Origin of the sequence: Burkholderia cepacia (assembly GCF_029962485.1) — a bacterium.
Lineage (GTDB): Bacteria > Pseudomonadota > Gammaproteobacteria > Burkholderiales > Burkholderiaceae > Burkholderia.
Map to the genome: position 1 here is coordinate 3216996 of NZ_CP073638.1, position 24860 is coordinate 3241855.

The 24860-nt window shown below is 67.0% G+C and carries 26 protein-coding genes; 14 read left to right on the top strand and 12 right to left on the bottom strand.

The genetic code is table 11. The annotated features are described in order from the left end of the window. The first annotated feature begins 154 nt into the window (after nucleotides 1–154). From KEC55_RS30885 to KEC55_RS30895, 3 genes are all read left to right on the top strand, one after another. Complete coding sequence (locus KEC55_RS30885) at nucleotides 155–1444, top strand: NAD(P)/FAD-dependent oxidoreductase (protein WP_282508830.1); 1290 nt, start codon at nucleotides 155–157, stop codon at nucleotides 1442–1444. A gap of 16 nt (nucleotides 1445–1460) precedes the next feature. Further along, complete coding sequence (locus KEC55_RS30890) at nucleotides 1461–2018, top strand: helix-turn-helix domain-containing protein (RefSeq protein ID WP_282508831.1); 558 nt, start codon at nucleotides 1461–1463, stop codon at nucleotides 2016–2018. Nucleotides 2019–2171: 153 nt separating this feature from the next. Further along, on the top strand, nucleotides 2172–3518 hold the full coding sequence (locus tag KEC55_RS30895) for a glutamine synthetase family protein (RefSeq protein ID WP_282508832.1): 1347 nt from the start codon (nucleotides 2172–2174) through the stop codon (nucleotides 3516–3518). A 23-nt stretch (nucleotides 3519–3541) separates the two neighbouring features. Here the strand turns inward: KEC55_RS30895 and KEC55_RS30900 are convergent, their stop codons facing one another. Next, nucleotides 3542–4720 carry an FAD-dependent oxidoreductase gene (locus KEC55_RS30900; protein WP_282508833.1) on the bottom strand — a complete coding sequence of 393 codons (1179 nt, stop codon included), beginning with the start codon at nucleotides 4718–4720 and terminating at the stop codon, nucleotides 3542–3544. Nucleotides 4721–4873: 153 nt separating this feature from the next. Here KEC55_RS30900 and KEC55_RS30905 point away from each other — a divergent pair, with 153 nt between their 5' ends. Further along, complete coding sequence (locus tag KEC55_RS30905; RefSeq protein ID WP_282511482.1) at nucleotides 4874–5809, top strand: LysR family transcriptional regulator; 936 nt, start codon at nucleotides 4874–4876, stop codon at nucleotides 5807–5809. Here KEC55_RS30905 and KEC55_RS30910 read toward each other — a convergent pair. The 6 genes from KEC55_RS30910 to KEC55_RS30935 form a co-directional block, all read right to left on the bottom strand. Then, nucleotides 5798–6334 carry a GNAT family N-acetyltransferase gene (locus KEC55_RS30910; RefSeq protein ID WP_282508834.1) on the bottom strand — a complete coding sequence of 179 codons (537 nt, stop codon included), beginning with the start codon at nucleotides 6332–6334 and terminating at the stop codon, nucleotides 5798–5800. The genes KEC55_RS30905 and KEC55_RS30910 overlap by 12 nt on opposite strands. Nucleotides 6335–6384: 50 nt before the next feature. Continuing rightward, a complete protein-coding gene (locus KEC55_RS30915) occupies nucleotides 6385–6963 on the bottom strand; it encodes a hypothetical protein (protein WP_348995921.1) in 579 nt (192 codons plus the stop codon). 62 nt (nucleotides 6964–7025) lie between these two features. Then, nucleotides 7026–7415, bottom strand: coding sequence for a lysozyme inhibitor LprI family protein (locus KEC55_RS30920; RefSeq protein ID WP_282508836.1), 390 nt, complete (start codon nucleotides 7413–7415; stop codon nucleotides 7026–7028). 54 nt (nucleotides 7416–7469) lie between these two features. Then, the gene (locus KEC55_RS30925) at nucleotides 7470–8234 is read right to left on the bottom strand and encodes an N-acetylmuramoyl-L-alanine amidase family protein (RefSeq protein WP_282508837.1); all 765 of its coding nucleotides are present in this window, start codon (nucleotides 8232–8234) and stop codon (nucleotides 7470–7472) included. Nucleotides 8235–8358: 124 nt separating this feature from the next. Further along, the gene (locus KEC55_RS30930; protein WP_282508838.1) at nucleotides 8359–9978 is read right to left on the bottom strand and encodes an FAD-dependent oxidoreductase; all 1620 of its coding nucleotides are present in this window, start codon (nucleotides 9976–9978) and stop codon (nucleotides 8359–8361) included. Next, a complete protein-coding gene (locus tag KEC55_RS30935; RefSeq protein ID WP_282508839.1) occupies nucleotides 9978–11492 on the bottom strand; it encodes a polyamine aminopropyltransferase in 1515 nt (504 codons plus the stop codon). The genes KEC55_RS30930 and KEC55_RS30935 overlap by 1 nt, the downstream gene beginning before the upstream one ends. Nucleotides 11493–11613: 121 nt before the next feature. On the opposite strand from KEC55_RS30935, the gene KEC55_RS30940 reads away from it, so the two are divergent. The 6 genes from KEC55_RS30940 to KEC55_RS30965 are packed head-to-tail and all read left to right on the top strand — an operon-like array spanning nucleotide 11614 to nucleotide 15531. Further along, nucleotides 11614–12000, top strand: a complete 387-nt coding sequence (locus tag KEC55_RS30940) for a DUF350 domain-containing protein (RefSeq protein WP_059239663.1) — start codon at nucleotides 11614–11616, stop codon at nucleotides 11998–12000. A gap of 27 nt (nucleotides 12001–12027) precedes the next feature. After that, the gene (locus KEC55_RS30945) at nucleotides 12028–13068 is read left to right on the top strand and encodes an SPFH domain-containing protein (RefSeq protein WP_282508840.1); all 1041 of its coding nucleotides are present in this window, start codon (nucleotides 12028–12030) and stop codon (nucleotides 13066–13068) included. 9 nt (nucleotides 13069–13077) lie between these two features. Continuing rightward, nucleotides 13078–14592: a DUF4178 domain-containing protein gene (locus KEC55_RS30950; RefSeq protein ID WP_282508841.1), complete on the top strand. Its 1515-nt coding sequence runs from the start codon at nucleotides 13078–13080 to the stop codon at nucleotides 14590–14592. Next, nucleotides 14589–14738 (top strand): hypothetical protein, encoded by a 150-nt coding sequence (locus tag KEC55_RS30955; RefSeq protein ID WP_155291822.1) that lies wholly within the window; start codon nucleotides 14589–14591, stop codon nucleotides 14736–14738. The genes KEC55_RS30950 and KEC55_RS30955 overlap by 4 nt, the downstream gene beginning before the upstream one ends. Beyond that, a complete protein-coding gene (gene speD, locus KEC55_RS30960) occupies nucleotides 14735–15118 on the top strand; it encodes an adenosylmethionine decarboxylase (protein WP_176049992.1) in 384 nt (127 codons plus the stop codon). Before KEC55_RS30955 ends, speD begins: the two co-directional genes overlap by 4 nt. After that, nucleotides 15115–15531, top strand: a complete 417-nt coding sequence (locus KEC55_RS30965; RefSeq protein ID WP_282508842.1) for a hypothetical protein — start codon at nucleotides 15115–15117, stop codon at nucleotides 15529–15531. The genes speD and KEC55_RS30965 overlap by 4 nt, the downstream gene beginning before the upstream one ends. 170 nt (nucleotides 15532–15701) lie before the next feature. On the opposite strand, the gene KEC55_RS30970 is transcribed toward KEC55_RS30965, so the two are convergent. The 3 genes from KEC55_RS30970 to KEC55_RS30980 form a co-directional block, all read right to left on the bottom strand. After that, nucleotides 15702–16490 carry a lysozyme inhibitor LprI family protein gene (locus KEC55_RS30970; protein WP_282508843.1) on the bottom strand — a complete coding sequence of 263 codons (789 nt, stop codon included), beginning with the start codon at nucleotides 16488–16490 and terminating at the stop codon, nucleotides 15702–15704. Between the two features lie 124 nt (nucleotides 16491–16614). Next, a complete protein-coding gene (locus KEC55_RS30975; protein WP_282508844.1) occupies nucleotides 16615–17502 on the bottom strand; it encodes a DUF4261 domain-containing protein in 888 nt (295 codons plus the stop codon). A 147-nt stretch (nucleotides 17503–17649) separates the two neighbouring features. After that, complete coding sequence (locus KEC55_RS30980) at nucleotides 17650–18102, bottom strand: type II toxin-antitoxin system RatA family toxin (RefSeq protein ID WP_176049989.1); 453 nt, start codon at nucleotides 18100–18102, stop codon at nucleotides 17650–17652. A 191-nt stretch (nucleotides 18103–18293) separates the two neighbouring features. Here KEC55_RS30980 and KEC55_RS30985 point away from each other — a divergent pair, with 191 nt between their 5' ends. Both KEC55_RS30985 and KEC55_RS30990 read left to right on the top strand, forming a co-directional pair. Continuing rightward, nucleotides 18294–19334, top strand: a complete 1041-nt coding sequence (locus tag KEC55_RS30985) for a bifunctional nicotinamide-nucleotide adenylyltransferase/Nudix hydroxylase (protein WP_282508845.1) — start codon at nucleotides 18294–18296, stop codon at nucleotides 19332–19334. A 73-nt stretch (nucleotides 19335–19407) separates the two neighbouring features. Further along, nucleotides 19408–20841 (top strand): nicotinate phosphoribosyltransferase, encoded by a 1434-nt coding sequence (locus KEC55_RS30990; protein WP_282508846.1) that lies wholly within the window; start codon nucleotides 19408–19410, stop codon nucleotides 20839–20841. Between the two features lie 300 nt (nucleotides 20842–21141). On the opposite strand, the gene KEC55_RS30995 is transcribed toward KEC55_RS30990, so the two are convergent. After that, complete coding sequence (locus tag KEC55_RS30995; RefSeq protein WP_282508847.1) at nucleotides 21142–22620, bottom strand: PLP-dependent aminotransferase family protein; 1479 nt, start codon at nucleotides 22618–22620, stop codon at nucleotides 21142–21144. Nucleotides 22621–22745: 125 nt separating this feature from the next. Between KEC55_RS30995 and KEC55_RS31000 the strand changes: the two genes are divergently transcribed. Beyond that, complete coding sequence (locus KEC55_RS31000) at nucleotides 22746–23633, top strand: DMT family transporter (protein WP_282508848.1); 888 nt, start codon at nucleotides 22746–22748, stop codon at nucleotides 23631–23633. Nucleotides 23634–23691: 58 nt separating this feature from the next. On the opposite strand, the gene KEC55_RS31005 is transcribed toward KEC55_RS31000, so the two are convergent. Continuing rightward, nucleotides 23692–24060, bottom strand: coding sequence for a VOC family protein (locus KEC55_RS31005; RefSeq protein ID WP_282508849.1), 369 nt, complete (start codon nucleotides 24058–24060; stop codon nucleotides 23692–23694). 77 nt (nucleotides 24061–24137) lie between these two features. Between KEC55_RS31005 and KEC55_RS31010 the strand changes: the two genes are divergently transcribed. Continuing rightward, entirely contained in the window at nucleotides 24138–24839 is a 702-nt protein-coding gene (locus KEC55_RS31010) for a helix-turn-helix transcriptional regulator (protein ID WP_282508850.1), read from the top strand. Nucleotides 24840–24860: the final 21 nt, after the last annotated feature.

The window sequence follows — 24860 nt, forward strand, 5'->3', positions numbered from 1 at the left end:
CTTGTTGTAACGTTGCGCCGAAATGGGTCGAAAAACGCGCAACTTAAGTTCGTCGCGCTGTTCATCGGACCGGATTTCTGACACGCTTGCTCCCGTGAAATTGTCGTGCTAATTTTTCATGAAATTTCATGGAATAAATTTCACGAGAGTCCGCATGTTCGTGCAGTCCGACCGTCATGTCGCAAGCTACTACGCCGGCACCTACCCGGCGCCGATCCCGCATCGCCCGGAACTGGACGAACGCATCGACGCCGACGTGCTCGTCGTCGGCGCGGGCTTCAGCGGGCTGCATACGGCATTGCGCCTTGCGCTCGCCGGCAAGCGCGTAGTCGTGCTCGAAGCGAGCCGCGTCGCATGGGCCGCGTCGGGCCGCAACGGCGGACAGGCGCTGCTCGGCTGGTCGTGCGACATGCAGCCGCTCGAGGATTCGCTTGGCCGCGACGGTGCGCGCCTGCTGTGGGACAGCATGCGCTGGGCGGCGGCCGAAGTGCGCGAACTGCCGGTGCGGCACGGTTTCGACATCGATTACCGGCCGGGCAGCCTGTGGGCCGCGGTGCGGCCGCGTCGCGTCGCGATGCTCGCGCAGGCGCGCGACGAGGCGGCCGAGCGCTGGGGCTACGACCGGCTGCGCGTGATCGGCCGAGACGAGATGCCCGAATGGATCGGCGGCACGCGCTATCTCGCGGCACTGCACGATCCGGAGGCCGGCCACCTGAACCCGCTGAAGCTCGCGCTCGGCCTCGCGCAGACGATCGAGCGTGCGGGCGGCCACATCTTCGAACAGAGCCGCGTGCTCGACTGCCGCGAGACGGCCGGTGGCTACGTCGCGCGCACGGCGCGCGGTGAAGTGCGTGCCGACGTGCTCGTGCTGGCGTGCAACGCGTACGTCGACCGGCTCGATCGCGATCTCGCGCGCCGGCTGCTGCCGGTCGGCACGTACCAGGTCGCGACCGCGCCGCTTGCGCCCGACGTCGCGCGGGCGCTGCTGCCGCAGAACAGTTGCGTGATCGACAACCAGTTCGTGCCCGACTACTTCCGCCTGAGCCCCGACAACCGTCTGCTGTTCGGCGGCGGCTGCACGTATCTCGGCGGCATTCCGGCCGATATCGCGGCGGCGACGCGACCGCATCTCGAGCGCGTGTTCCCGCAGCTGGCCGGCGTGCCGCTCGACTACGCGTGGGGCGGCCACATCGACATCAGCATGCGCCGCACGCCGGACATCGGCCGCCACGGGCAGCGCTTCTGGCTGCAGGGCTTTTCGGGGCACGGCGTGCTGCCGACACTCGCCGGCGCGCGCGCGGTGGCCGACGCCGTGCTCGGCGACGAACGCCTGCTCGCGCAGTACCAGCGCATCCGCAATCCGCGTTTCCCCGGCGGCGACCGGCTCGCCGCGCCGCTGGAAGCGATCGGCAAGGCCTGGTACCGTTTGCGCGATACCGTCTGACCCACCGGAACCCGTCATGAACGAACAGGAAGAGATAGAAAGTCTGGCGATCCTGATCCGCGACCTGCGCAAGCATCGCAAGGTCACGCTCAACGATCTTGCCGAACGGATCGGCCGCTCGGTCGGCTTTCTGTCGCAGGTCGAGCGCGGGCTGTCGCGTCCGACGGTCGCGGATCTCACCGCGATCGGCGAGGCGCTCGGCGTGCCGACCACGTATTTCTACAGCCTGAGCAAGCCGCGCAGCGTGCCGTGGGTCACGCGGCCCGACGAACGGCGCACCGTGTATTACGCGGCCGGCATTACCGACATCCTCGTGTCGCCGAACATGCGTTCGCGTTTCTCGATTCTCGAAAGCCATCTCGCGCCGGGCGCGAGCAGCGGCGAGCGGCCGGTCGACGACAGCGACGAGCAGGGCGGCTTCGTGCTCGAAGGAGAACTGACGATCTGGGTCGACGGCGACGAGACGCCCGTCACGCTCGGCCCGAACGATGCGTTCCAGCTTCCCGCGCACAAGCGCTTCCGTTACGCCAACCTGACCGACGCGCCGACGCGCGTGATCTGGGTATTCACCTGAGTTGTCGGCGGGGCGCGCGGTGTCGAAGACCGGCGCGCCACGCAGCCTGTTTGCAGTACTGAGTGAAATGCGGTGTGCGTTGTCGCGTGTGCCGCACGAATGCGGTTCGCCGCGTTGCGGCACCGCCATACCAAGACATGGAAAGGATGAGACATGGCTGACGTCGTTCCCGCGCTGGTCGATGAAGTCCGCGCATTCCGGCAGGCGCACCCCGAGATCCGTTATGTCGACCTGATCTGCCTCGACCTGCCCGGACACTTCTACGGCAAGCGCTACCCGATCGATGCACTCGAAAAGGTCGCGGCCGGTTCGCTGCTGAAGCTGCCACAGAATTGCATCCTGCTCGGCACGCAGGGCGGGCTCTACAAGATCGGCGATTACTGTTTCAACGACGGCGACCCGGACGCCGTGCGCCGGTTGATCCCCGGCACGCTGAAGCCGGTGACCTGGGAGAAGCAGCCGCTCGGCCAGATGCTGATCACGACCGACGGCACCGATTCGCCGGTCGAGTTCGAGCCGCGCGAGGTGCTCGCGCGCGTGCTGAAGCGGCTCGCGCGGCGCGGCATCCGCCCGGTCGTCGCGTTCGAGCTCGAGTTCTACCTGTTTGCCGCGCAGCTCGCGGAAGGGATGCCGCAGTATCCGCGCGACCGTCTGTCCGACGATCGAGACGATCAGCCGAACATGCATATCGAGCGACTGTCGCGCTTCTCCGACGTGCTGCACGAGATGGTCGACGTCGCGTGCGCGCAGGGGATCGACGCGACCGTGATCACGGCCGAACTCGGACCCGGCCAGTTCGAGATCAACTTCGGCCATTGCGACGACGGGCTGCGCGCGGCCGACTGGTCGGCGCTGTTCTGCCGCAGCACGCGCGGCGTCGCGTTGCAGCACGGCTATCGTGCGAGCTTCATGGGCAAGCCATACCTGCATGCGCCGGGCAGCGGGATGCACGTGCACGTGAGCCTGTACGACGACGCGGGACGCAACCTGCTCGCGGCAGACGGGCAGCGGCCGTTGCGGCACGCGGTGGCCGGCTGCCTCGCGCTGCTGCCGCATTGCATGCCGGTGTTCGCGCCGAACCACAACGCGTTCCGGCGCTACGGGTCGATGGTGAACGCGGCGAGCCGTGCCAGCTGGGGGTTCGAGGATCGCGATGCGTGCATCCGCATTCCGGAGTCGGATGCACGCAACCTCAGGATCGAGCATCGGCTCGCGAGTGCGGACGCGAATCCGTATCTGGTGCTCGCGGCGATTCTCACCGGGATGGAACACGGGCTCGATGCGCGGATCGAGCCGATCGCGCCGCTCAACGAGGATCGCGGCAGCGGGATCGATTTCCCGAAGGAGATGTTGTCGGCCGTCGCGACGATGCAGGATCATCCGGCCGTGCGCGAAGGGCTCGGCAGCGAGTTCGTGATGGTGTATTGCGAGAACAAGCGGCAGGAGGAGCTGGATTTTCGCAACGAGATCGGCGCGCGTGAGTATCGGTGGTTTCTGTAAGCGGATGCTGGCGCTCGCGCGTCCTATCGTCCGCGCACCTGCGCCATCGGCAGGTGCGCGCCCCACGCGTTCGTCAGGGCCTCGATTTCCACGACCGGGTCGATCTGTTGTCGCGCGCTTTCGTTCACGTTCTCGCCGAACAGCAGGTGTGCAAAATCGCGCGCACGTTCGGTGATCGCCGCGGTTTTCGGGCGACGCCGCATCGTGAAGGATGCGAGTGTGGCATCGAGGTCACTGCCGTTGCCGGCTCCGTGCTCGTCGAGGCAACGGGCAAGATGCCACGCGTCCTCGAGCGCCTGGCAGGCGCCTTGTCCGGAGGTCGGTAGCGGTGCGTGCGCGGCATCGCCGATCAGCAGCACGTTGCCGCGGTGCCATACGTCGACCGGATCGAGATCGTGCACACGGATCTTCGTGATCGTGTCCGACGGTGTCGCACGTATCACGTCCGCGACGGGTGCCGGCCACGTCGCGAAGCGCCGCTCCAGCGTCGCGCCCGGATCGCGTTCCGTCGCCTCGCCCGGATCGGCTTCGGGCCATGCCGCCGCCCAATACATCCGACGCCGGTCCAGCGCGACGATGCCGAAACGCTCGCGCACGCCCCAGTAGTCGAATATCGACACCTCGTCGACCAGCGGCGCATCGTGCTGCGCGATACCGATCCAGTTGACGAACCCCTGGTAGACGGGCGTGTTGTGGCCGACCACGTAGTGTCGCGCGACGGAGTTCATGCGGCCGTCCGCGCCGATCACGAGATCGGGGGCGATCGTCGTTCCGTTGTCGAAACGAACGACGGCGCGGCCGTCCCTTCCGGTTTCGATGGCCGTCGCACCGTGGCCGAAGCGAATGTCGATGCCGCGTGCGGCGAGGTGCCGTGTCAGCACTGCCTGCAGGTCGCGCCGCAGGATCGAGCGCGTCGGGAAACCCATGCGGCGGTCGAGTTCGCCGATATCGACGTGCTTGAACGGGGTGCCGTGCCGGTCCATGCATCGCATCGCGCGCAGGTGGCCGCTGACCGCGACGATGTCCGGCAGGAGGCCGAGTTGCTCGAGCACGAAGCCGGCATTCGGCCAGAGCACGACGCCGGCGCCCATCGTCGATTCCGACGGTCTGCGTTCGTAGAGCCGTATCCGGTGCCCCTGCCCGGCAAGCGCGAGCGCGGTGCTCATGCCGGCCACGCCGGCGCCGAGAATGGCGATATCCATGGTGATGCTCCCGTAGGTTTTTGAGCGTGCTCGCGTCGACGCGGGTTCGCGCGTCGGCGGCCACGCCTTGACTGGATCCGCATCGTAAATTACGGTCACGAACGGGATAAGCCGTGAAAAGCGGCGAGCTTTGATACCTGAAACGGGATAATGATGCGCAGCAAGCTGGATCTGAACGCGGTGCGCGTGTTCGTGTCGGTCGTCGACGAAGGCAGTTTTGCAGGCGCCGCGCGCGTGCTGTCGATACCCGGTTCCAACGTGAGCCGCCATGTGGCGCAACTGGAGTCGAGGCTCGGCGTGCGTCTGCTGGAACGCAGCACGCGGCACCTGCGCATGACGGAGGCCGGGCGTCTGCTGCACGAGCGCGCGAAGCCGATGCTCGATGCACTGACGCTCGCCGAGTTCGAACTGACCTCGCAGCAGACCGAGCTGCGCGGTGTGCTGAAGCTCTGCGTGCCCGGCGAAATCGGACCGCGCATGCTCGGGCCGATCGTCGCGGAATTCGCGAGCCGCCATCCGCGCGTCGAAATCGATTGCGATACGAGCCTCGCAGGCGTCTCGACGTTGCGCGACGATATCGACCTGTCGATCATCGTCAATCGCGGCAAGCTGGATGACAGCGCATTCGTCGTCAGGCCGCTCGTGAGCTTGCCGAGCGTTGTCGTGGCCGCGCCGTCGCTGATCGAACGCGCGGGCATGCCGACCCGGACGGAGCAGCTCAGGCAATTGCCGTGCATCACGACGTTGAGCACGCTAAAGGGGCAGCCGTGGCAGTTCGCCGACGGCGACGGGCGGATTCACAAGATTCCGGTCGCGAGCCGGTATCGCGTCAACAGCGGCGAGATGGCGGGGCTGGCGGCGGTGAACGGGATCGGCTTCGCGATTCTCGTCGAACGCGGGTGCGCGGCCGAGCTGGCCGCGGGGCGGCTCGTGCGCGTGCCGCTGGAGATGACGCCGGCGCCGCTGGAGCTGCATGCCGCTTATGCGAGCCGGAATTCGGTCAATGCGAAGATCCGCGAGTTGCTGCAGATGATGCAGGAGCGGCTGGCGGTGGAAGGGGCGAAACCGTCATCGAGGTCACTTCGGTAGCGTGCGCCAATAGCGCACCTCTTCGATAGGGCTCCCGTCGATTTCGAACGTCTTGACGTCGTCTTCGGCGACGAAGCCTTCGCGTTCGTAGAAGGCCCTGGCCCGACGGTTCTTGATCAATACCCAGAGCGACACCCATGAATGGCCCAGGTCGTGCAACGACCGGCATGCATGGTCGACCAGCGCCGCGCCGATCCCTTGGCCGCAATGCGACGGGTGCAGATAGATCGCTTCGATTTCACCCCACGCGCGATCCTTGTCGGTGTCGCGCGTCGGGCCATAGGCGATCCAGCCTGCCGGCGTGTTGTCCGCGCCCGAGACCGCGAGTGCGACGCGCGGCCGTCCGGCGTCGAGCGCATGGCGCCACGAAGCAGTGCGTTTTTCGACCGACAGGCCTGCGAGGAACGCCGCCGGCATGATGTCCGTGTAGGTCGCCTGCCACGATGCAACGTGGATGTCGGCGATGGCAGGCGCATCGGCGGATGTGGCCGCGCGGATGTCGATCGTCGTCGTGTTCAGTGCCATGCGTACCTCGCCAGATCGTGTGCCGTTTGCGGCGTTGCCCCGCGCGGAATTCATTCCGCCGGATCCAGGCTGCTGTCGATGGCGAAACTGTAGCCGAGATCCACGCGTGACGCGTCGCCCGGCGCGTCGGTACGCTTCAGCACGAACTCGAACGCGGGCTCGAACCAGCCGTTGCGCGGCACTTCGCCGCCGAGGATTTCGACGTCGTACCAGCCGTTGTCGATTTCGATGACGGGCCTGCCCGGTTCACGATAGCGCGCAAGCAGCGCGTTTACCGATGCGTCGGTGAAGCGTTCGAGAATCCGCCACGTGTAAAGCATCACCGAGCGATGTTCGACGCGCAGCACGTATCCGCCGCGCCGATGCTGCAGGCGGCTTCCGGCCTTGAGCAGTTCGGGCGTGTCGTCGTCCAGCGTGAAGATAGCCGTATACGGATGGTTCTCGATACCGGCCAGCGGAATGACGACCCCTTCGAGCACGGCATGGTCGCCGCTGTCGCGGGTCGTGAACTCGGACGCGAGGTTGTCCGGCAGCCGATGGGTTTCCTTGTAGCGCTTCAGCAGCAGAAGATCGCCAACGAGGAAACAGTCGATCAGGTCGTTGAGGACTTCGGAGAATTCATGCCGCATCGTCGTTCCTTTCGGGGGTGCGGTGCCGGGAATCGCTTCGCGGCACCGCACGTGCGACAACCTTACTCGCCGAGCTTCGACGTCACGCACCCCGTGCTCGAGCATTCGCGCTCACGCTCGCGCAGGAACGACAGCCGCGACTGCGTCATGTCGTTCGCGCACTGGATATCCACGAGGTAGCTGTTGTTGCGCGTCTCGCTGCACTGCGCATCGCGTTGCTTCAGCCACGCGAGCTGGCCGGCCTTCAGCGTCGCCTGCTGGTCACCGCTCAGTTGCTTGCGCAGGCGGCCGTATTCGTCGTTGAGATCGCGGTCGGACTGCGAGAACTGCGTGCTGGTGCAGTACACCTGGTCGAACGCGCTGCGCGGCTTCCCGCAGCCGGCCGCGTGCGCGGCGAACGGAACGGCGAGCGCGAGCAGCGCGCAGGATGCGAACAGATTCTTCTTTTTCATTGTGATGCTCCTGACTGGGTGAAAACCGTTGAGCCCGACGGGCGATACCGTCATTTATTGCGGCGTGGTGCACGCGTCGATCCCGCCCGCGATCGCGGTGGACACGCGCTGGATCGTCTCGCGCCGCGCGAGCCGTGCTTCCTCGTCCGGGTTGACGATCACGCCGGCCTCGACGAGCACGGCTGGAATCGGCGCGGTGCGCAGCACGACGAGATCGTCGAAGCGGTGGATGCCGAGTTGCGGGTCGATCAGCGGGCGGTTCTCGCCGCGGATCGGCTGTGCGTGGTACAGCGACGGCCGTTCGCCGGCCGCGACCAGCCGCTCGGCGATCGCCTTTGCGCAACGCAGGCTTTCCGCATAGTGCGGATTGCGCTCCGACACGAATACCGAGAAGCCGCGGAATTCGCGCTGCCGGCCCGCGTCGATGAACTGCTGCTGCATCGAGTCGTGATGGATCGACACGAACAGGTTCGCGTCGGGCGCCTGGGTCGAGCGCTGGTCGAGCTTGATCTCGCGGCCGTCGGCCGATGTGCGCAGCACGCGGTCGCCGTGCGCGGCGAGCTTCTCGGCGACTGCGCCGGACAGGTCGAGGTTGTACAGGTATTCGACGCGGCCGCTCGCGCCGGTGGAGCCCGGATGCGCGGGCGTATGGCCGGTGTCGACGACGATGTAGCGCGCGGAGGCGGGCGCGGTGCCGGTGGTGCCTGCGGGGTCGGCCGCATGCAGCGCCAGCGGCGCGCCGAGCAGCGGGGCGCAGGCGAGCACGCGCGCGGCGGCGCGCACGAGCGGGCGAAGGCGTCGAAGGGTTCGGTTCGTCATTGTTGTTTGCGCGGAGGGCATACGGCGCATCGCACGGTGCGGCACCGTCGGCCTGCTCAATGCAGTCGGAATGTCGCGCGATTATAGCGGTTGGCGGCGGCGCCGCAATGACGAACGACGGTCGTCAGGCGAGCACGCGCCGGGCCGCGAGCATGCCCCAGTACGACGCTTCCTCGAACAGCGACAGCCCGGACAGGTCGGCATGCGCGAACACGACGGGGCCGTCGGCATCGCGCAGCGCGAGCAGGCCCGGGCGGCTCAGGAAGCCGACGTCGGGCGTCGCCATTGCGTGGCCGCGCACGGTGATCTCGAGCGCCGTTGCGTGTTTCCACAGCTCGCGCCCGTAGACGGCCTGCAGGTCGATCGCGGCCTGTTCGCGCAACGCGCCGGGTTTTGCCTGGGCAAGCCAGCGGCGCGTGTCGTCCGGTGTTTGCGTATTCAATGCCTGATACGCGGAGAACACCGAGCGCGTCGGCGGCGACATCCGGATCAGCTGGTGCGTCGACACGACATAGCCGAGCGCCTCACCGCCGTAGACGACGTTGTCCCACGCGAGCGGCACGCCGGCTTCTTCGGCCGGCATCCCGTCGAGCAGGAAATTGGACACGAGCCACGGCGCGCGCGGCGGCAGGTCGCGCGCCGGTTCGAAGCCATACGCGGCAAGCTGCGGAAATACGCGCGCGGCGACGAACAGCGGCATCGCGCTCACGACGCGCCGGGCCTTCAGCGTGAACGTCGACAGCGTGCCGTCTTCGCCGATGCGCGCACACAGCACGTCGACGCCGCCCGTGCGTTCGGTCGCGCGCACCGCGAAGCCGTCCCGCGACCACGCGTTCGAGCCGGTGCGCGCGGTGATCGAGTCGCTCAGCCGGGTCACCATCGTATGCAGTCCGTCGGGCCAGGTCAGCACCGCGCCGTCGCTTGCATCGCCCGCATGGCCGCCACGCGACGAGAAATAGTGCAGGCCGGCCCAGGCCGATACATGTTCGTAGCCGGCGCCATAGTCGTCGCGGCAGCAGTAGTTCAGGTACCAGTGCAGCGCCTTCGCGGTGTAGCCCTCGTCGAGCAGCCACTGGTGGAACGAGCGCCGGTCGAGCGCGCGCCAGCGCGGGTCGCGCGACGATTCCGCGATCGGGATGCAGAACACCTTGCGGCCGTCGGCGCCGCGTGCGGTGCGCAGTCCGTCCGTGTAGGCGAAGAACTTCGCCTGCTGCGCGAGTTCGTCGGCGCCGAGGCCGGCGGTCGGCACGATGCCGTCCTGCCACTGGCCGGCGATGAAGAGTCGTTCGTCGGGTGCATGCACGAGCGCGCGTTCGTCGTACACGGGGCGCGCGGAGAACGGCGCGGATTCGATCACGCCGAGATCGGCGAGCATGTCGCGCAGATGCGCGGATTCGAGCGACGGCAGCGGCAGGTAGTGCGCGCCTTTCGGGTAGCCGAGTTCGCCGAACCTTCCGCCGGCCGCGTTGCCGCCGAATTCGGGGCCTGCGAGCACCGTGAAGCGCTTGTGGCCCGCGCGTGCGAGCCGCCATGCGCACGACAGTCCGGCGGCACCTGCGCCGAGGATCGCAACGTCGGTTTCGATCGTGCCCGACGGCGGCGGCAGCGTGGCATGGTCGCGCAGCGCATGGCCTTCACGCATGCCGGGGTAGCCGACCTGTGGCGTCGTCTCGATCCAGCCGGTGCGGCCGCAGGCGGCGAGCGACGCGGCCGCCGACGCGACAAGGAACGTGCGGCGATCCATCAGCGCAGCACGTGTTTCCAGTCGTCGTCGAAGCGGCGCACGAGCGGCTGGTCGTTAAGTTCGTTCGGCGACATCGGCAGCACGGGCATGTCGGCCGGGAAGTGGAACATCTCGGCGGCCGTCTGCGCGTCGAGCCAGCGTGTCGGCACCGAGTAATGCGTCGGCACGGTGAAGTCGCGGCGCTTGCCGGCGATCACGAAACCCCAGTCGCCGAACGACGGCACGTAGCAGTGGTATGGCCACGTGTTGAGCCCGGCTTCGTGCAGCGTCGCGATGATGGTCCAGTATGCGTGCGGCGCGAAGTACGGCGACGTCGACTGGATCACCGCATAGCCGTTCTCCGACAGGTGGCGCGCGAGCAGCCGGAACACCGGCACCGAATACAGCCGGCCGAGCCCGAAGTTGGTCGGATCGGGGAAGTCGACGACGATCGCGTCGTACACGTCGGCATTCGATTCGAGCCAGCGCACGGCATCGTCGTTGATCACGCGCACGCGCGGGTCCTTCAGCGAGCCCTGGTTCAGCTTGACGAGCGGCGCGGAGGTCGAGAACAGCTTCGTCATCGCAGGATCGAGATCGACCAGCGTGATTTGTTCGAGATTGCGGTGCTTGAGCAGTTCGCGCACCGCGAGCCCGTCGCCGCCGCCGAGCACGAGTACGCGCTTCGCCCACGGCAGCGCTTCGATCGTCGGGTGGATCAGTGCCTCGTGATAGCGGTGCTCGTCGCGCGACGAGAACTGCAGGTTGCCGTTCAGGTACAGCCGCATGTCGTCGTGCCACTGCGTGAGCACGATGCGCTGGTACGGCGTCGTTTCCGAATAGATCGTCTCGTCGCCGTATATGCCGTGCTCGGCCCAGTGCGTGATGCGGTCCGACAGCGCGAACCCGGCGACCAGAAGCCCGATCACGAGCGCCGCGCGCATCAGCTTGCCGCGCACGTTGCGGATCTCGTCGCGGAACAGGTGCGTCGTCCACAGCGCGACGAATGCGTTCAGGAGACCGAACAGGAAGCTCGTGCGCAGCAGGCCGAGACGCGGCGCGAGCACGAGCGGGAAGATCAGCGATACCGCGAGCGAGCCGAGATAGTCGAAGGTCAGCACTTCGCTGACGGTATGGCGGAACGCCTGGCGCCGCTGCTGGAACGCACGCATCACGAGCGGGATCTCCATCCCGATCAGCAAGCCGAGCGCGAGCACGAGCGCGTAGAGCGCCGCGCGGAACGGCGCGGCGAGCCACGCGAACACCGCGAACAGCAGCGCGGCCGACACGCCGCCGAGCAGGCCGACGAGCAACTCGATGTCGACGAAGCGGTCGAGCACGTCGTCGTCCTCGACGAACTTCGCGAGCCACGAGCCGATCCCCATCGCGAACAGGTAGCTGCCGATCACCGACGAGAATTGCAGGATCGAATCGCCGAGCAGGTAGCTCGACAGCGCGCTGCTGATCAGTTCGTAACCGAGCCCGCACGACGCGAGCACGAGGATCGACAGGACGAGTGCACGCTTATGCAGCATGGTGCGTCCGTTGTGCGGGCGTCGGCAATGTGGATATACTGGCGCGGAATTTTGTCTGCTGGCCCTGCGCGGGCCGGCCGGCGACGGGGCGGCGAACCGAGCACAAAATCCGAGGGAAAGAATGAATAGTGCCTATCTTTATGCGGTTCATTTACTGTCGGCGTTCGTGCTGCTTCTTGTGTTCGCGGCAGTGTACCTGAAGGTCACCCCGTTCGACGAACTGGCGCTGATCCGCGACGGCAACGCCGCTGCGACGCTGTCGTTCGGCGGCGCGCTGATCGGTTTCTGCCTGACGCTCGCGTCCAGCATCGCGCACAACTCGACGCTCGGCGAAGTCGTGATCTGGGCCGTCGGCGCGATGATCGTGCAACTGATCACCTATGCGGCGCTGACGCGCCTGATGCCCGGCATGAATCATGCGATCGAGGATCGCAACGTCGCGATGGGCGGCCTGATGGGCACCGCGTCGCTCGTCGTCGGCATCATCAATGCCGCCTGCCTGACCTGACGCGCCACGCGTTTCGAGGAGACCGACATGAGTCTGGGTTCATTCATCCGCAAGCAGTTCATCGACGTCCTGCAATGGACGGAAGACACCGACGGCGTGCTGGCCTGGCGCTATCCGATGGAAGACCAGGAGATCCAGTACGGCGGCAAGCTGACCGTGCGCGAAACGCAGGTCGCGATCTTCGTCAACGAAGGCAAGGTCGCCGACGTATTCCAGCCGGGGCTGTACACGCTGGAAACGAACACGCTGCCGGTGCTCACGTACCTGAAGAACTGGGACAAACTCTTTCAATCGCCTTTCAAGTCCGACGTCTATTTCTTCAGCACGCGGCTGCAGCTCGGCCGCCGCTGGGGCACCGCGCAGCCGGTGACGATCCGCGACCGCGAATTCGGCTTCGTGCAGGTGCGCGCGTTCGGCATCTACTCGTACCGGATCGTCGACGCGGGCGCGTTCTATCGCGAGGTCAGCGGCACGCGCGCGCAGTACACGGTCGACGACGTCGAACAGCAACTGCGCAACCTCGTCGTGACCGCGATGAGCACGACGTTCGGCTCGGCCGACGTGCCGTTCGTCGACATGGCCGCGAACCAGTCGCTGTTGTCGCAGCGTGTCGCCGACGCACTGGCGCCGGTGTTCACGCGCTACGGCCTCGCGCTCGATGCGTTCGCGGTCGAAAGCGTGTCGCTGCCGGCGGAGCTGCAGAAGGCGCTCGACCTGCGGATCGGCGCGGGGATGGCCGGCGATCTCGCGCGCGCCACGCAATACCAGACCGCGCAGGCGATTCCGCTCGCCGCGCAGAACCCGGGCGGCATCGCCGGGGTCGGCGCGGGGCTTGCTGCCGGCGCGGCGATCGGGCAGGCGATGGCCGGCCAGATCGCGGGTGCCGCGCAGCCGGTGCCCGCCGCACCGCTCGCACCTGCTGTGGCGCCGGTGGCCGCAGCGCCGGCGGAGGGCACCGATTACGTGCAGCGGCTCGAACAGCTGAAGGCGCTGTTCGACAAGGGCCTCGTGACCGAAGACGAATATTCGCGCGCGAAGGCCGAGATCCTCGCGAAGCTCACCCGGTAAACCGCTCGCATGTTCAGTACCTCGTGCCCCCAGTGCGGCGCGCCGGTCGAGTTTCGCTCGGCGGCGGCCGTGATGGCCGTCTGCGCGTTCTGCCGCAGCACGCTGCTCAAGCGCGGCACCGACGTCGAGCGGATCGGCGAACTCGCCACGGTGCTCGACGATGCGTCGCCGATCCAGATCGGCACGGCCGGCCGCTACGGCAAGCGCGCCTTCACGGTGCTCGGGCGCATCCAGATGACCTACGACGCCGGCGCGTGGAGCGAGTGGTACGTCGTGTTCGACGACGGCGCATTCGGCTGGCTGTCGGATGCGTCGGGCCAGTACGCGGTCACGGTGCGCGAGCCCGACGACGCGTCCGGCGGCGCATGGCCCGCGTTCGGCACGCTCGAGCCTGGCATGCGGATCGACCACGGCGGCCGCGCGTATCTCGTGTCCGACATGCGGACCGCGCGTTGCACGGGCGGCGACGGCGAATTGCCGTTCCGCGTCGACGCGGGTTGGGAGGCGCGTGTCGTCGATCTGCGGACCGGCAACGCATTCGCGACCTACGACTATTCCGACGCCGATTCGAACGGCGGCAGCCCGGTCGTCTATACGGGCGAAGCTCTGGAGTTCGACGCGCTCGCGTTCACCGGGCTGCGCGATTCCGAAAACGACACGCGCGAGAAGCGTGGCGCGGAAATGGTGCCGTTCGCATGTCCGAGCTGCGGTGCGCCGCTGTCGTACCTGCCGAACGTGGCCGACTACGTCGTATGCGGAAGCTGCCACGCGGGCGTGCAGTGCACGGCCGAGCAGCAGACCGTGTTCGCGGCGCAGCGCAAGCTCGACTCGGTGAAGGGCGCGCTCGAACTCGGCGCGATCGGCACGTTCGACGGCGTGAAGTACACGGTGATCGGCATGATGCGTTGCCGCGTGCCGGGCGACGACGAGACCTGGGACGAATACCTGCTGCTGAACCCGAAGCGCGGCTTCCTGTGGCTCGTGCAGAGCGAAGGGCGTTGGGAACGCGTGCAGGTGCTCGACCAATGGCCGACGATCGGCAGCGCGTCCGACGTGACCGACGGCGGCAAGACTTATCGGCTGCGCGAGGAATATGACTCGGAGGTCGTCTACGTGGTCGGCGCATTCAACTGGCGCGTGCAGGTGGGCGATCGCACGTCGATCATCGACTATGGCTGGCAGAAGGACAAGCTGACGCGCGAGCGCAGCGACGCGGAAATCGTCTGGTCGCGCGCACGACCGCTGTCGGGCAGCGCGCTCGCCGAACGTTTCAGCACGCCGGCGCTTGCGACGGCTGCGGCGGCTGCTTCGGGCGCAACGGCATCGACGGGCCTGTTCGGCGGGAAGAGTCCGCACAGTTTTGCACCGCTGCCGTGGGTGTTCAGCGCGTTGCTCGTGATCTTCAACATGGGCTCGCTGTTCTCGTTCAGCGGCCGTACCGTCTATGTGCTGGTTGGCCTGCTGGTGCTGTGGCTGCCCGAGTGGCTGTGGAAGGGTTTTGCATCGGACGGGGGAAAGTCGTGATCCGGTACATCCTCTACGGCATCTACGGCCTGATCGTCGTCACGCTGTTCAGTTGCGCATCGATCGGCGGCAGCGGTTCGGGCGGTAGCGGATGGGGCAGCTCGTCGGCCCGCAGCGGCTACTCGTCGTACGGGTCGCACAAATGACCGCGCGCGACGGGATCGCGCCGCCGCGCGCGACGCTCGGCTCGCATGTGCTGGCCGACCTGGCCGGTATCGAGGCGGCGCTGCTGCGCGACGCCGCGCGGCTCGAAACGATCCTCACCGACGCCGCGCAACAGGCCGGCGCGCGCGTGATCGGCGCGCACTTTCATCACTTCGGCGGCGAGCATGGCGTGACGGGTGTCGTGCTGCTCGCCGAGTCGCACATCACGATCCATACGTGGCCCGAGCATCGCTTCGCGGCCGTCGACGCGTTCATGTGCGGCGCGGCGCGCGCGGCCGAGGCGGTCGATGCGATCGCGGCTGCGCTCGGCACCCAGGCGCAGGTCCGGCAGCAGGTGGCGCGCGGCGGCGCGGCGACGTGAGCGGGCGTTTTACCTCCCTTATCGATATGCTCAACAGAATCCGATTCACCGCGCTGCTCGGCTGGGTGCTGCTCGCCGGCCACGCTGCCGCCGATGTGCCGCCGAAGCCGCCCGGGCCGGTCGTGATGGTTCACTTCGATTACTACGAGAAGGACAAAGCGCGCCTTCATGCGCTGGAGCAACGGCTGGATCGTGCGGTAAAGCAGGCAGGGGCCGGCGAACTGGGCGAAACCGAACTGCATCGCGACGGCAACGACGGTTATCTGTACCTGTATGGCGCCAGCGCCGATCGGTTGTATGCGGTGGCGCGCCCGATCCTGAAATCGTCAGGATGGCTGACCGGTACGGAGGTGACGTTGCGTCGCGACGCCGGTGTGGAGACGTTCCCGTTGCGGCGGGACGGCGCACGTTAGTGCGAAGGTGGCCCGAGCGGCGTGGCGGGTGCGGCGGCCGTTTCGGATCGGGCCGGAAAGGGTGAGTTCGTCATTGCCGACGCTGGCGACATGCCGCCGATGCTTCATCGCGATGAAGCATCGCCGCTCGGAGCGTCGTATCCGGGAGGTCGAGCGCCGTGACGCTCCCGCTAGCGGTCGAACCGGAACGTCGACACGCTGTGCAGCGTCGCGTCGTCGGTGCCGACGATGCCCTGCGTCCCCGCGACGGCCGAGCGCTTGCCGTTGCTCAGCACGGCCCAGTAGCATTCGCCGCCGGCCGCATGGAAGCCGGTTTCCGGATCGCTGATGCCGCACGTGATCGTCGCGCGCATGCCGTGCCAGCCGGGGCCGGAGAAGCGCTCGACTTCCTGCGGGATGCCGGGGCCGTATGACGTCACCCACTTGCCGTCGTCCTGCTTCACGAATCCTGCTTCCTTTTCCGCGACCGGCTCCAGCGCGCCGTCGACGATCTCGAACGAGATGAAACTGCTGCTGTAGGTCATGTTGCGGCCGACGATCGCGACGCAATGGTCGCCGCCACCTTCCGGGCAGGGCTTTTTCACCTGTCGGTTTGCGAGGTATTCGAACGAGATGCCGAGCGCCGGATCGCGATAGGTTTTCCAGCCCGCGTGTTTCACCTGCTTCAGCGCCGCCGTGCGGTCGCGGTACGCGGTGGCGATGCAGGTGGCGTCGGCGCACGCATTGCGCTGCGCGAGCCATGCGCGTTGTGACCGGATCACGGCTTGCTGGTCGGCGGCGATGCCGATTGCGTCGTAGTAGGCGTTCGACAGCGTGCTGTCGGCCGATACGAGCGCCTTGTCGGCGCAGATCAGGCGATCGGTGCGGGTCTTCGCGTGCGAACAATCGATGCTGTCGGCGTGGGCCGACAACGAGAGGCCGATCGCGGCCAGCGTGAGGGCAAGGCGAATGCCGAACACGGACATCTCCTCATCGGGTGGGGTCGGCGGCTGTCACGCAGCCGTCATGTGACGCAGTGGTGACGCAGCGGCGGCGCGCGGTTCGAGAACGCTCGACCCCGCGCGCCGTGCATCAACGTGCGTTTCAGCGATTGATTTCGTCCGCCGAGATCAGTTCGGCCACCAGCACCTGCGCGGGCCCCTGCAGGTAATACTCGTGCTCGAGCGGTTCGCGCAGCTTCATGTACGTTTCCGCGCCGATCTGCATCGTTTCGCCTGCGTGCATGCGGGCGCCGCTTTCCAGCAGGTAATGCATCACGTTGTTGAAGATGCCCGAATAGCGTTCGCCTTCGTGATGGCCCGCCGCGAGTGCGGCGAAATCGGGCAGGCCGAACACGTCGGCGCCGTAGGTGCGCATCCACACGCCTTCGATGCCTTCGACCTCGTATTTCACGAAGCCGCAGAAGAACAGGTTCAGCGGGAAGTCGCGTAGCACTTCGAGGCTTTCGTCGCCGAGTTCCTTTGCGTTGAAGACGCCGGCCGGCAGCGACGTGTGCGCGTGCTCGTTCAGCACCGCGAGGCCGTTTTGCTCGGCCAGCGCGCCGGCGACAGCCACCAGCGCGACATACTGGTCGAGCGGATTCGCTTCGTGCCCGGCGTAGTAGAGGATCACGTGGCTGCGGCTCGCGCGGACCTGCTGCTTCAGGTCCTGTCCGTAGTGGGCGGGCGCGACGCATGTTTCCAGCGCGTCGGACGGATAGGGCGCATCGAAGCCCACCAGCCGGACGACGTGGTTGCCCCAGCCGGCGAGCCCGAATACCTGCTCCAGCGTCGGCTCGGTTTCGACGCGCGCCTGCTTCATGCTCGGGTGGTATGCGCGCAGCGCGGCCGTTAGCGCGGCGATGTCGACCTGCAGCGGACCGTCGAAGACGACCGTCACGCTCAGCGGATTCTCGACGTCGGGCGCCGCGACCAGTGCGACGGGGTTCTCGGGTTCTTCCTTGCGGCCAAAGAATCGGGATATCAGGCTCATCGGATTGTGTTTGTGTCGATGCCGTTACAGGGAGCGCGCCCTGTTCTCTCGGTCAGGGCGTGCCGTCGGGATGACGGTCGCCCGTAGTTTCCCCGGGTTCGGCGAATCTGGCAAATATCCGATGGCGCGGCGGGCGGCGCGCGCCGGTCAGCGTGGCAGTGCTTCGGCTTCGGCCCAGCGCTTGAACGAATCGAGACGCCGGCGCGTCTGCACGAGATAGAACGCGCCGATCAGCGGTTCGAGCAGCCAGCGCAGCCAGGACGGCTGGACGCGGAAGTTGTACGTGAACTTCACCTCGGTCGACCCCGGCGTGTGCTCGGTGAAGTTCCAACTGCCGCTGAAACGCTCGAGCACCTTCGGGCCTTCGACCATTTCGACTGCCGCGACCTGCGGCGGGCGGTACGAGATGTAGCGCGACACCATCGTCGCGCCCGACTGGCTGCGGCAGAACGCGTCGACGCCCACGTTGGCCGTGGTTCCGTCGAGCAGATAGGCGTCGGTGAGGAAACTGTCCCACACGAGCCGCCGCGCGTAATCCTGCGACCACGTGAAGAGGCGTCTGCGATCGACGCCGACGGTCCGGCTGACTGAGATCCTCATGATGGCGGGCGCGAAGGCGCGGATTGGAATGAAATTCAGTGTAACCCGCCAATAACGCGCGTTTCGTCAGACTTCGTCAAGTCGAGCGTGTACTCGAATGGGGGCGATTGACGCCCCCCGGGATTTCCCCTAGGATTTGATTCAACCCTTCGGGACAGACCCGGAGCGTTTCAATCTCTTGAGGGAGCCTCATGAGTACGCAACAGAACCGGCGCTTCGACGCGCTCGTTTTCATTGGTCGTTTCCAGCCTCCGCATCGTGGTCACCTGAATGTGCTGAAGTCGGCACTGAGCCGGGCCGAGCGCGTGTGCGTGCTGATCGGGTCGACCGACAAGCCCCGCACCATCAAGGATCCGTTCTCGTTCGACGAGCGCCGCCAGATGCTGGCTTCGCTGCTCGACGCGTCCGAGCGCGACCGCGTGACCATCGCGCCGCTGCAGGATTCGACGTACAACGACGGCGACTGGGTGCGCTGGGTGCAGGAGGTCGTGGCAGTCACGCTCGGCGATATCGCACAGCGCAAGGTCGGGCTGATCGGCCACGAGAAGGACGCCACATCGTATTACCTGCGGATGTTCCCGCAATGGGAGCTTGTCGACGTCGATGCGACGGAAGACATTTCCGCCACCGAGATCCGCGACCAGTATTTCGCCGAACGCACCAACAGCTTCGTGCAGTGGGCCGTGCCGGAACCCGTGTTCGGCTGGCTCGAGCGTTTCCGCACGCAGCCGGAATTCGCGCAGCTGAAGTCGGAAGCCGAATTCATCGCCGCGTATCGCAAGGCGTGGGCGGCCGCGCCGTATCCCGTCACGTTCGTGACGGTCGACGCGGTGGTCGTGCACTCGGGCCACATCCTGCTCGTGCGTCGCCGCAGCGAGCCGGGCCGCGGCCTGTGGGCACTGCCGGGCGGGTTCGTGAACCAGGACGAGCGGCTCGATGCGGCCTGCATCCGCGAGCTGCGCGAGGAAACCGGCCTCAAGCTGCCGGAGCCCGTACTGCGCGGCTCGATCAAGGATCGCCAGGTGTTCGATCACCCGACGCGCTCGCTGCGCGGCCGCACGATCACGCACGCGTGCCTGTTCAACTTCCCGACCGGCGAGCTGCCGCGCGTGAAGGGCAGCGACGACGCAGACAAGGCGCGCTGGGTGCCGCTTAACGAATTCGCGCAGATGCGCAACGTGATGTTCGAGGATCACTTCGACATCGCGTATCACTTCCTGGGGAAGCTGTGATCCGCTGATTCCCCGCATTACGTCCGCCGCGACAGACGCGGCGGCACTTCAACGGCCTAGAGGAGCTCTAGCCATGCAAAACGATCTCGGCGGCTTTGCCGCGGTTCTCGCCAATCCGATCCTCAATACGGATTCCTACAAGGCTTCGCACTTCCTGCAATATCCGCCCGACGCGCAGGCGATGTTCTCGTACGTCGAATCGCGCGGCGGACGCTACGACCGCACGGTGTTCTTCGGCCTGCAGATGCTGCTGAAGGAATATCTGTGCAAGCCCGTCACGCACGCGATGATCGACGAAGCGCGCGACTTCTTCACGGTACACGGCGAGCCGTTCAACGAAGCCGGGTGGCGCACCATCGTCGAACGTTACGACGGCTACCTGCCGGTGAAGATCCGCGCGGTGCCCGAGGGCTCGGTGGTGCCGGTGCACAACGCGCTGATGACCGTCGAATGCGACGATCCGCAGGTGTTCTGGCTTGCGTCGTATCTCGAGACGATGCTGTTGCGCGTCTGGTATCCGGTGACGGTCGCGACACGCAGCTGGCACTTGCGGCAGACGATCCGCCGCTTCCTCGAAAAGACCGACGACGACCTTGCACAACTGCCGTTCAAGCTGCACGACTTCGGCGCGCGCGGCGTATCGAGCGCTGAATCGGCCGCGATCGGCGGCGCCGCGCATCTCGTGAACTTCATGGGCTCGGACACCGTGCTCGGCGTGCTGGCCGCGAACCGTTTCTATCGCGAGCCGATGGCCGCGTACTCGGTGCCGGCGGCCGAGCACAGCACGATCACGTCGTGGGGTCGCGAAGGCGAGGTCGATGCGTACCGGAACATGATTGCGCGCTTCGGTTTGCCCGGCGCGATTGTGTCGGTCGTGTCGGACTCCTACGATCTGTTCGCCGCACTCGATCTGTGGGGCGGCGAGCTTCGGCAGGCCGTGATCGATTCGGGTGCGACGCTCGTCGTGCGGCCCGATTCGGGCGACCCCGTGGCGATCGTGATGCAGACCGTGCGCGCGCTCGACGCGTCGTTCGGCTCGACCGTGAACGGCAAGGGGCGGCGCGTGCTGAACCGCGTGCGCGTGATTCAGGGTGACGGTGTCGACGAGCTGTCGATCGACGCGATCCTTTCCGCACTCGACGACGCGGGTTACGCAGCCGGCAACGTCGTGTTCGGCATGGGCGGCGCGTTGCTGCAGCAGGTGAACCGCGATACGCAGCGCTTCGCGATGAAGTGCTCGGCGATCCGGCGTGGCGGCGTGTGGCACGACGTTCGCAAGGATCCGGTCACCGATCAGGGCAAGCGTTCGAAGAAGGGAAGGCTCACGCTGCTGCGCAATCGCCGCAGCGGCGAGTATCGGACCGTGACGCTGCCCGTTGCATGGGACGATCGTGCGCTGGAAGGCGAATGGGACGAGGCGCTCGAAACCGTGTTCGATACGGGTCGACTGCTCGTCGATACGTCGTTTGCCGAGGTGCGGGCGAGGGCGCACGCGGGGGAGGTGTGAGGTAGGGGGCGGGGTGGCGCGAGGCGTTTGTGTCACCCTGTCACTGGCGAGATTCGGTGGCGGCTTCGCCGAAGGCGGTCAGGGGCGACCGATGGCTCTGGATGTCGGTGTGATGCGAGGATCGTCGCAAAGATGCCGGCATCCGTCCGCGCACAGCGGAACCAGGGGCAGTCCGATCTGAAGATAACCCTCGTAGCCGGCACAGTCTTTCGGATACGGCTGCGAGATCATGTGGGTGTCCGACCAGATGTTTTCGTCCTCGATGCCGAGCTGGACGAGGTATTCCCTCAGGCTGGCCGCTCACGGCTCTCCGGCCAGCACGCGTCCGCCCGAATTCGCCGGCACGCCGCTGCGATCGGCCGCACGCGTCGCGTCCATCGCCCGCGCCAGCGCATCGAACACCACGGGCCCCTTGCAGCGCGACACGTTGAAGCGCATGTACGACGTCGCGCCGTGCGACGGACTGAACACGTTGCCGGGGGCCAGCACGACGTCGTGATCCAGCGCGTGGCGTGCCACGCGCGCGGCGTCGAGCTCGTCGGGCAGTTCCGCCCACACGAACAGGCCGCCGCGCGGTTCCGTCCAGATGCCGAGCCCGGCGCGCGTCAGGCGCCGGATCGATTCGCCCATCGCATCCGCCAGACGCGCATGCAGGCTGTCGAGATGGCGCCGATAGGTGCCGTCGATCAGCAGCCGGTGCACGACGTTTGCGCCGATCTGCGCGTTGCCGAACGACGTCGCGAGCTTCAGGTCGACGAGCGCGTCGATCCACTCCGGTCGCGCGGCGACGTAGCCGCAGCGGATCGCGGCCGATAGCGTCTTCGAGAAGCTGCCGATCGAGACGACACGCGACAGCCCGTCGAATGCCGCGAGGCGCGGCGCGGGCGTGCTCTCGAAATCCGCGAAGATGTCGTCCTCGACGATCAGCAGCCCATGCTCGGCCGCGAGCGTCAGCAGCCGGTGCGCGACGGGCGGCGCGAGCGTCGCGCCGGTCGGGTTGTGCAGCGCCGCGTTGGTGATGTACAGGCGCGGGCGATGCTCGGCAAGCACCTGCTCGAAGCGCACGAGATCGGGGCCGTTCGGCGTGTACGGGACGCTGACGATCCGTGCGCGGTGCGCGCGCAACAGCGCCTGGAAGTTGAAGTAGCACGGATCGTCGAGCACGACCGTGTCGCCGGGCTCCAGCAGCAGGCGGCACACGAGATCGAGCGCATGCGTGCCGCCGTCGGTCAGCATGATCTGCGCGGGTTCCGCATGCACGCCGTGCTGCGCGAGCCGCCAGGCGAGCTGCTGGCGCAGCGCGGGCAGGCCGAGCGGCGTCGCGTAGTCGGTCAGCGCGTCGGCGTCGTCGCGCGACACGGCGCGCAGCGCGCGGCGCAGGCTTTCATCGGGCAGCCACGACGACGGCAGCCAGCCGCAGCCGGGCTTCACCGACGTCGGCGCCGCTTCGAGCGACTGGCGCGACAGCCACAGCGGATCGAGCTCGCGATCGAGGCGCGGGCCGAGATCGGCGAGCGCAAGCGGCGGCGCGTGGCCCGACACGTAAAAGCCCGAGCCGCGCCGTGCGATCAGCACGCCTTCGCTCGCGAGCCGTTCGTACGCGTCGACGACCGTCGATTTCGACACGCCCAGGCCGTCGGCCATCATCCGGATCGACGGTACGCGCGCGCCGGGCATCAGCGCGCGGCTCGCGATGCGCGCGCGCAAGGTATCCATCACGGTTTCGACGCGCGTACGCGACGCGGTGGGCGGAACGGGAGGCGGGGCGGCTTGGCTCATGACGAAAATGAACTGTACGGTCGGTTGTCCAGTACAGTTTGTCTGAATTGTATTGGGCTGTAGCTTACGCGCTTTTCGCGGGCGGCGGATCATCGGTCATCCACTTTCCCCGTTCAGGATTTCCCGTGCAAAAGACGACCGACGGATGGCTCAGCGGCCTGCTGGGCGTAATCATCTTCAGTGGCTCGCTGCCCGCGACGCGTATCGCGGTGCAGGGGCTCGACCCACTGTTCCTCACGTTCGCGCGCGCGACGATCGCCGGTGTGCTCGGCCTGCTGTTGCTCGTCGTGCTGAAGCAGCGGCGGCCGACGCGGGCCGAGGCCGTGTCGCTCGCCATCGTCGCGCTCGGCGTCGTGGTCGGCTTCCCGTTGCTGACGGCGCTCGCGCTGAAGCATGTGACGTCGGCGCATGCGATCGTGTTCGTCGGGCTGCTGCCGTTGGCCACCGCGCTGTTCGGCGTGTGGCGTGGCGGCGAGCGGCCGCGGCTGCCGTTCTGGATCTTCTCGATCGTCGGCAGCGGCGCGGTGGCCGCGTTTGCGCTGCGCAACGGCGGGCAGGCGTCGGTGGTCGGCGATGCGCTGATGCTGGCCGCGATCGTCGCGTGCGGGCTCGGCTACGCGGAAGGCGCGCGCCTGTCGCGCCAGCTCGGCGGCTGGCAGGTGATCTCGTGGGCGCTCGTGCTGTCGCTGCCGCTGATGGTGCCGCTCACGGGGCTCACGTGGCCCGCGTCGTTCGATGCCGTCGATGCCGCCGCGCTGTGGGGGCTCGCATACGTGTCGCTGTTCAGCATGCTGATCGGCTTCGTGTTCTGGTATCGCGGGCTCGCGCTCGGCGGGATCGCGGGCGTCGGCCAGTTGCAGCTGCTTCAACCGTTCTTCGGCTTCCTGCTGGCGGCCGGCCTGTTGCATGAGACGGTGCCGCCGTCGATGGTCGTCGTGACGGTCGTCGTGGTCGGCTGCGTGGCGGGCGCGAAATACTTCTCGAAAATGGCGCCCGTGCAGCGCGCGGGGTGACGCGCGCGCCTGAGCAGGGGCGCGGGCGCGACCCGTCGCAGGTCGCGCCCGCTCGCGCTCAATCGTCCGGGGTGCACACGCGCAAGCGATGGCCGTCCGGGTCAAGCGCGACGAACGTCAGGCCGAACACGGCCGTCATCGGCGTCTGCTCGAACGTCACACCGAGCGCCTTCCACGCTTCGTACAGGCGCCGGACCTCGTGGTCGTCGTCGACCATGAATGCCAGCTCCGAGCGGTGGCCGGCGCCGCCCGACACGAAATCGCGCGCACGGGTCGACCACAGGCCCAGATGCAGCCCGTTGTCGAGCGTGAACGCCGCATAGGTGGGAAACGCGGCAACGGGCGGGCGCCCGAACAGGCGTGCGTAGAACTGCGCGCTGCGCGTCGGGTCGTCGACATAGAGAAGAACGAGATTCGGGGAGGTCATGCGGAGCCGTCCAGGGATCGATTAAGATGCATCCCATTCTATGAACGGATGCTGTCAGAAAGTGGCAGCATGAAACGATGACGCGCGCCGAACGACTGCTCTCGCTGCTGCAGGTGCTGCGGCGTCACCGCCGCCCGGTGAGTGGCCGCGTGCTGGCCGGGGAACTCGGTGTCAGCCTCCGGACGGTCTATCGCGACATTGCATCGTTGCAGGTGCAGGGTGCGGACATCGAAGGCGAGCCGGGTGTCGGCTACGTGCTGCGTGCCGGTTTCATGCTGCCGCCATTGATGTTTTCTCAATCGGAACTCGAAGCGCTGATGCTCGGCTTTCGCTGGGTCGGAAAGTTCGCGGATGCGCAGCTCACGACGGCTGCGTCCGATGCGCTCGCGAAGATCTCCGCGGTGCTACCCGCCGAGCTGCGCCGCGAGATGGAATGCACGACGCTGCTCGTCGGCCCGCGTACGGTCGAGGATCGGGAGATCGTCGACATGGGTGCCGTGCGTACGGCGATTCGTACCGAAAGCAAGATCAGGATTCGATATGCGGGCGAAGGCCGGAAAGCGATCGACGAACGGATCGTGTGGCCATTCGCGCTCGGCTATTTCAATGACGTGCGGATTCTGGCGGCGTGGTGCGAAGGGCGGAACGACTTCCGGCATTTTCGGACCGATCGCATCGTCGAGCTGGAACGGCTGGATGTGCGTTATCCGAGGCGGCGAGCGGTGCTGCTGAAGGCGTGGCGTGCGGCGGGCGCCGACGTGCGTGTGGCGGTGAGGTAGCGTGCGGCCGCTCGGCCGCAC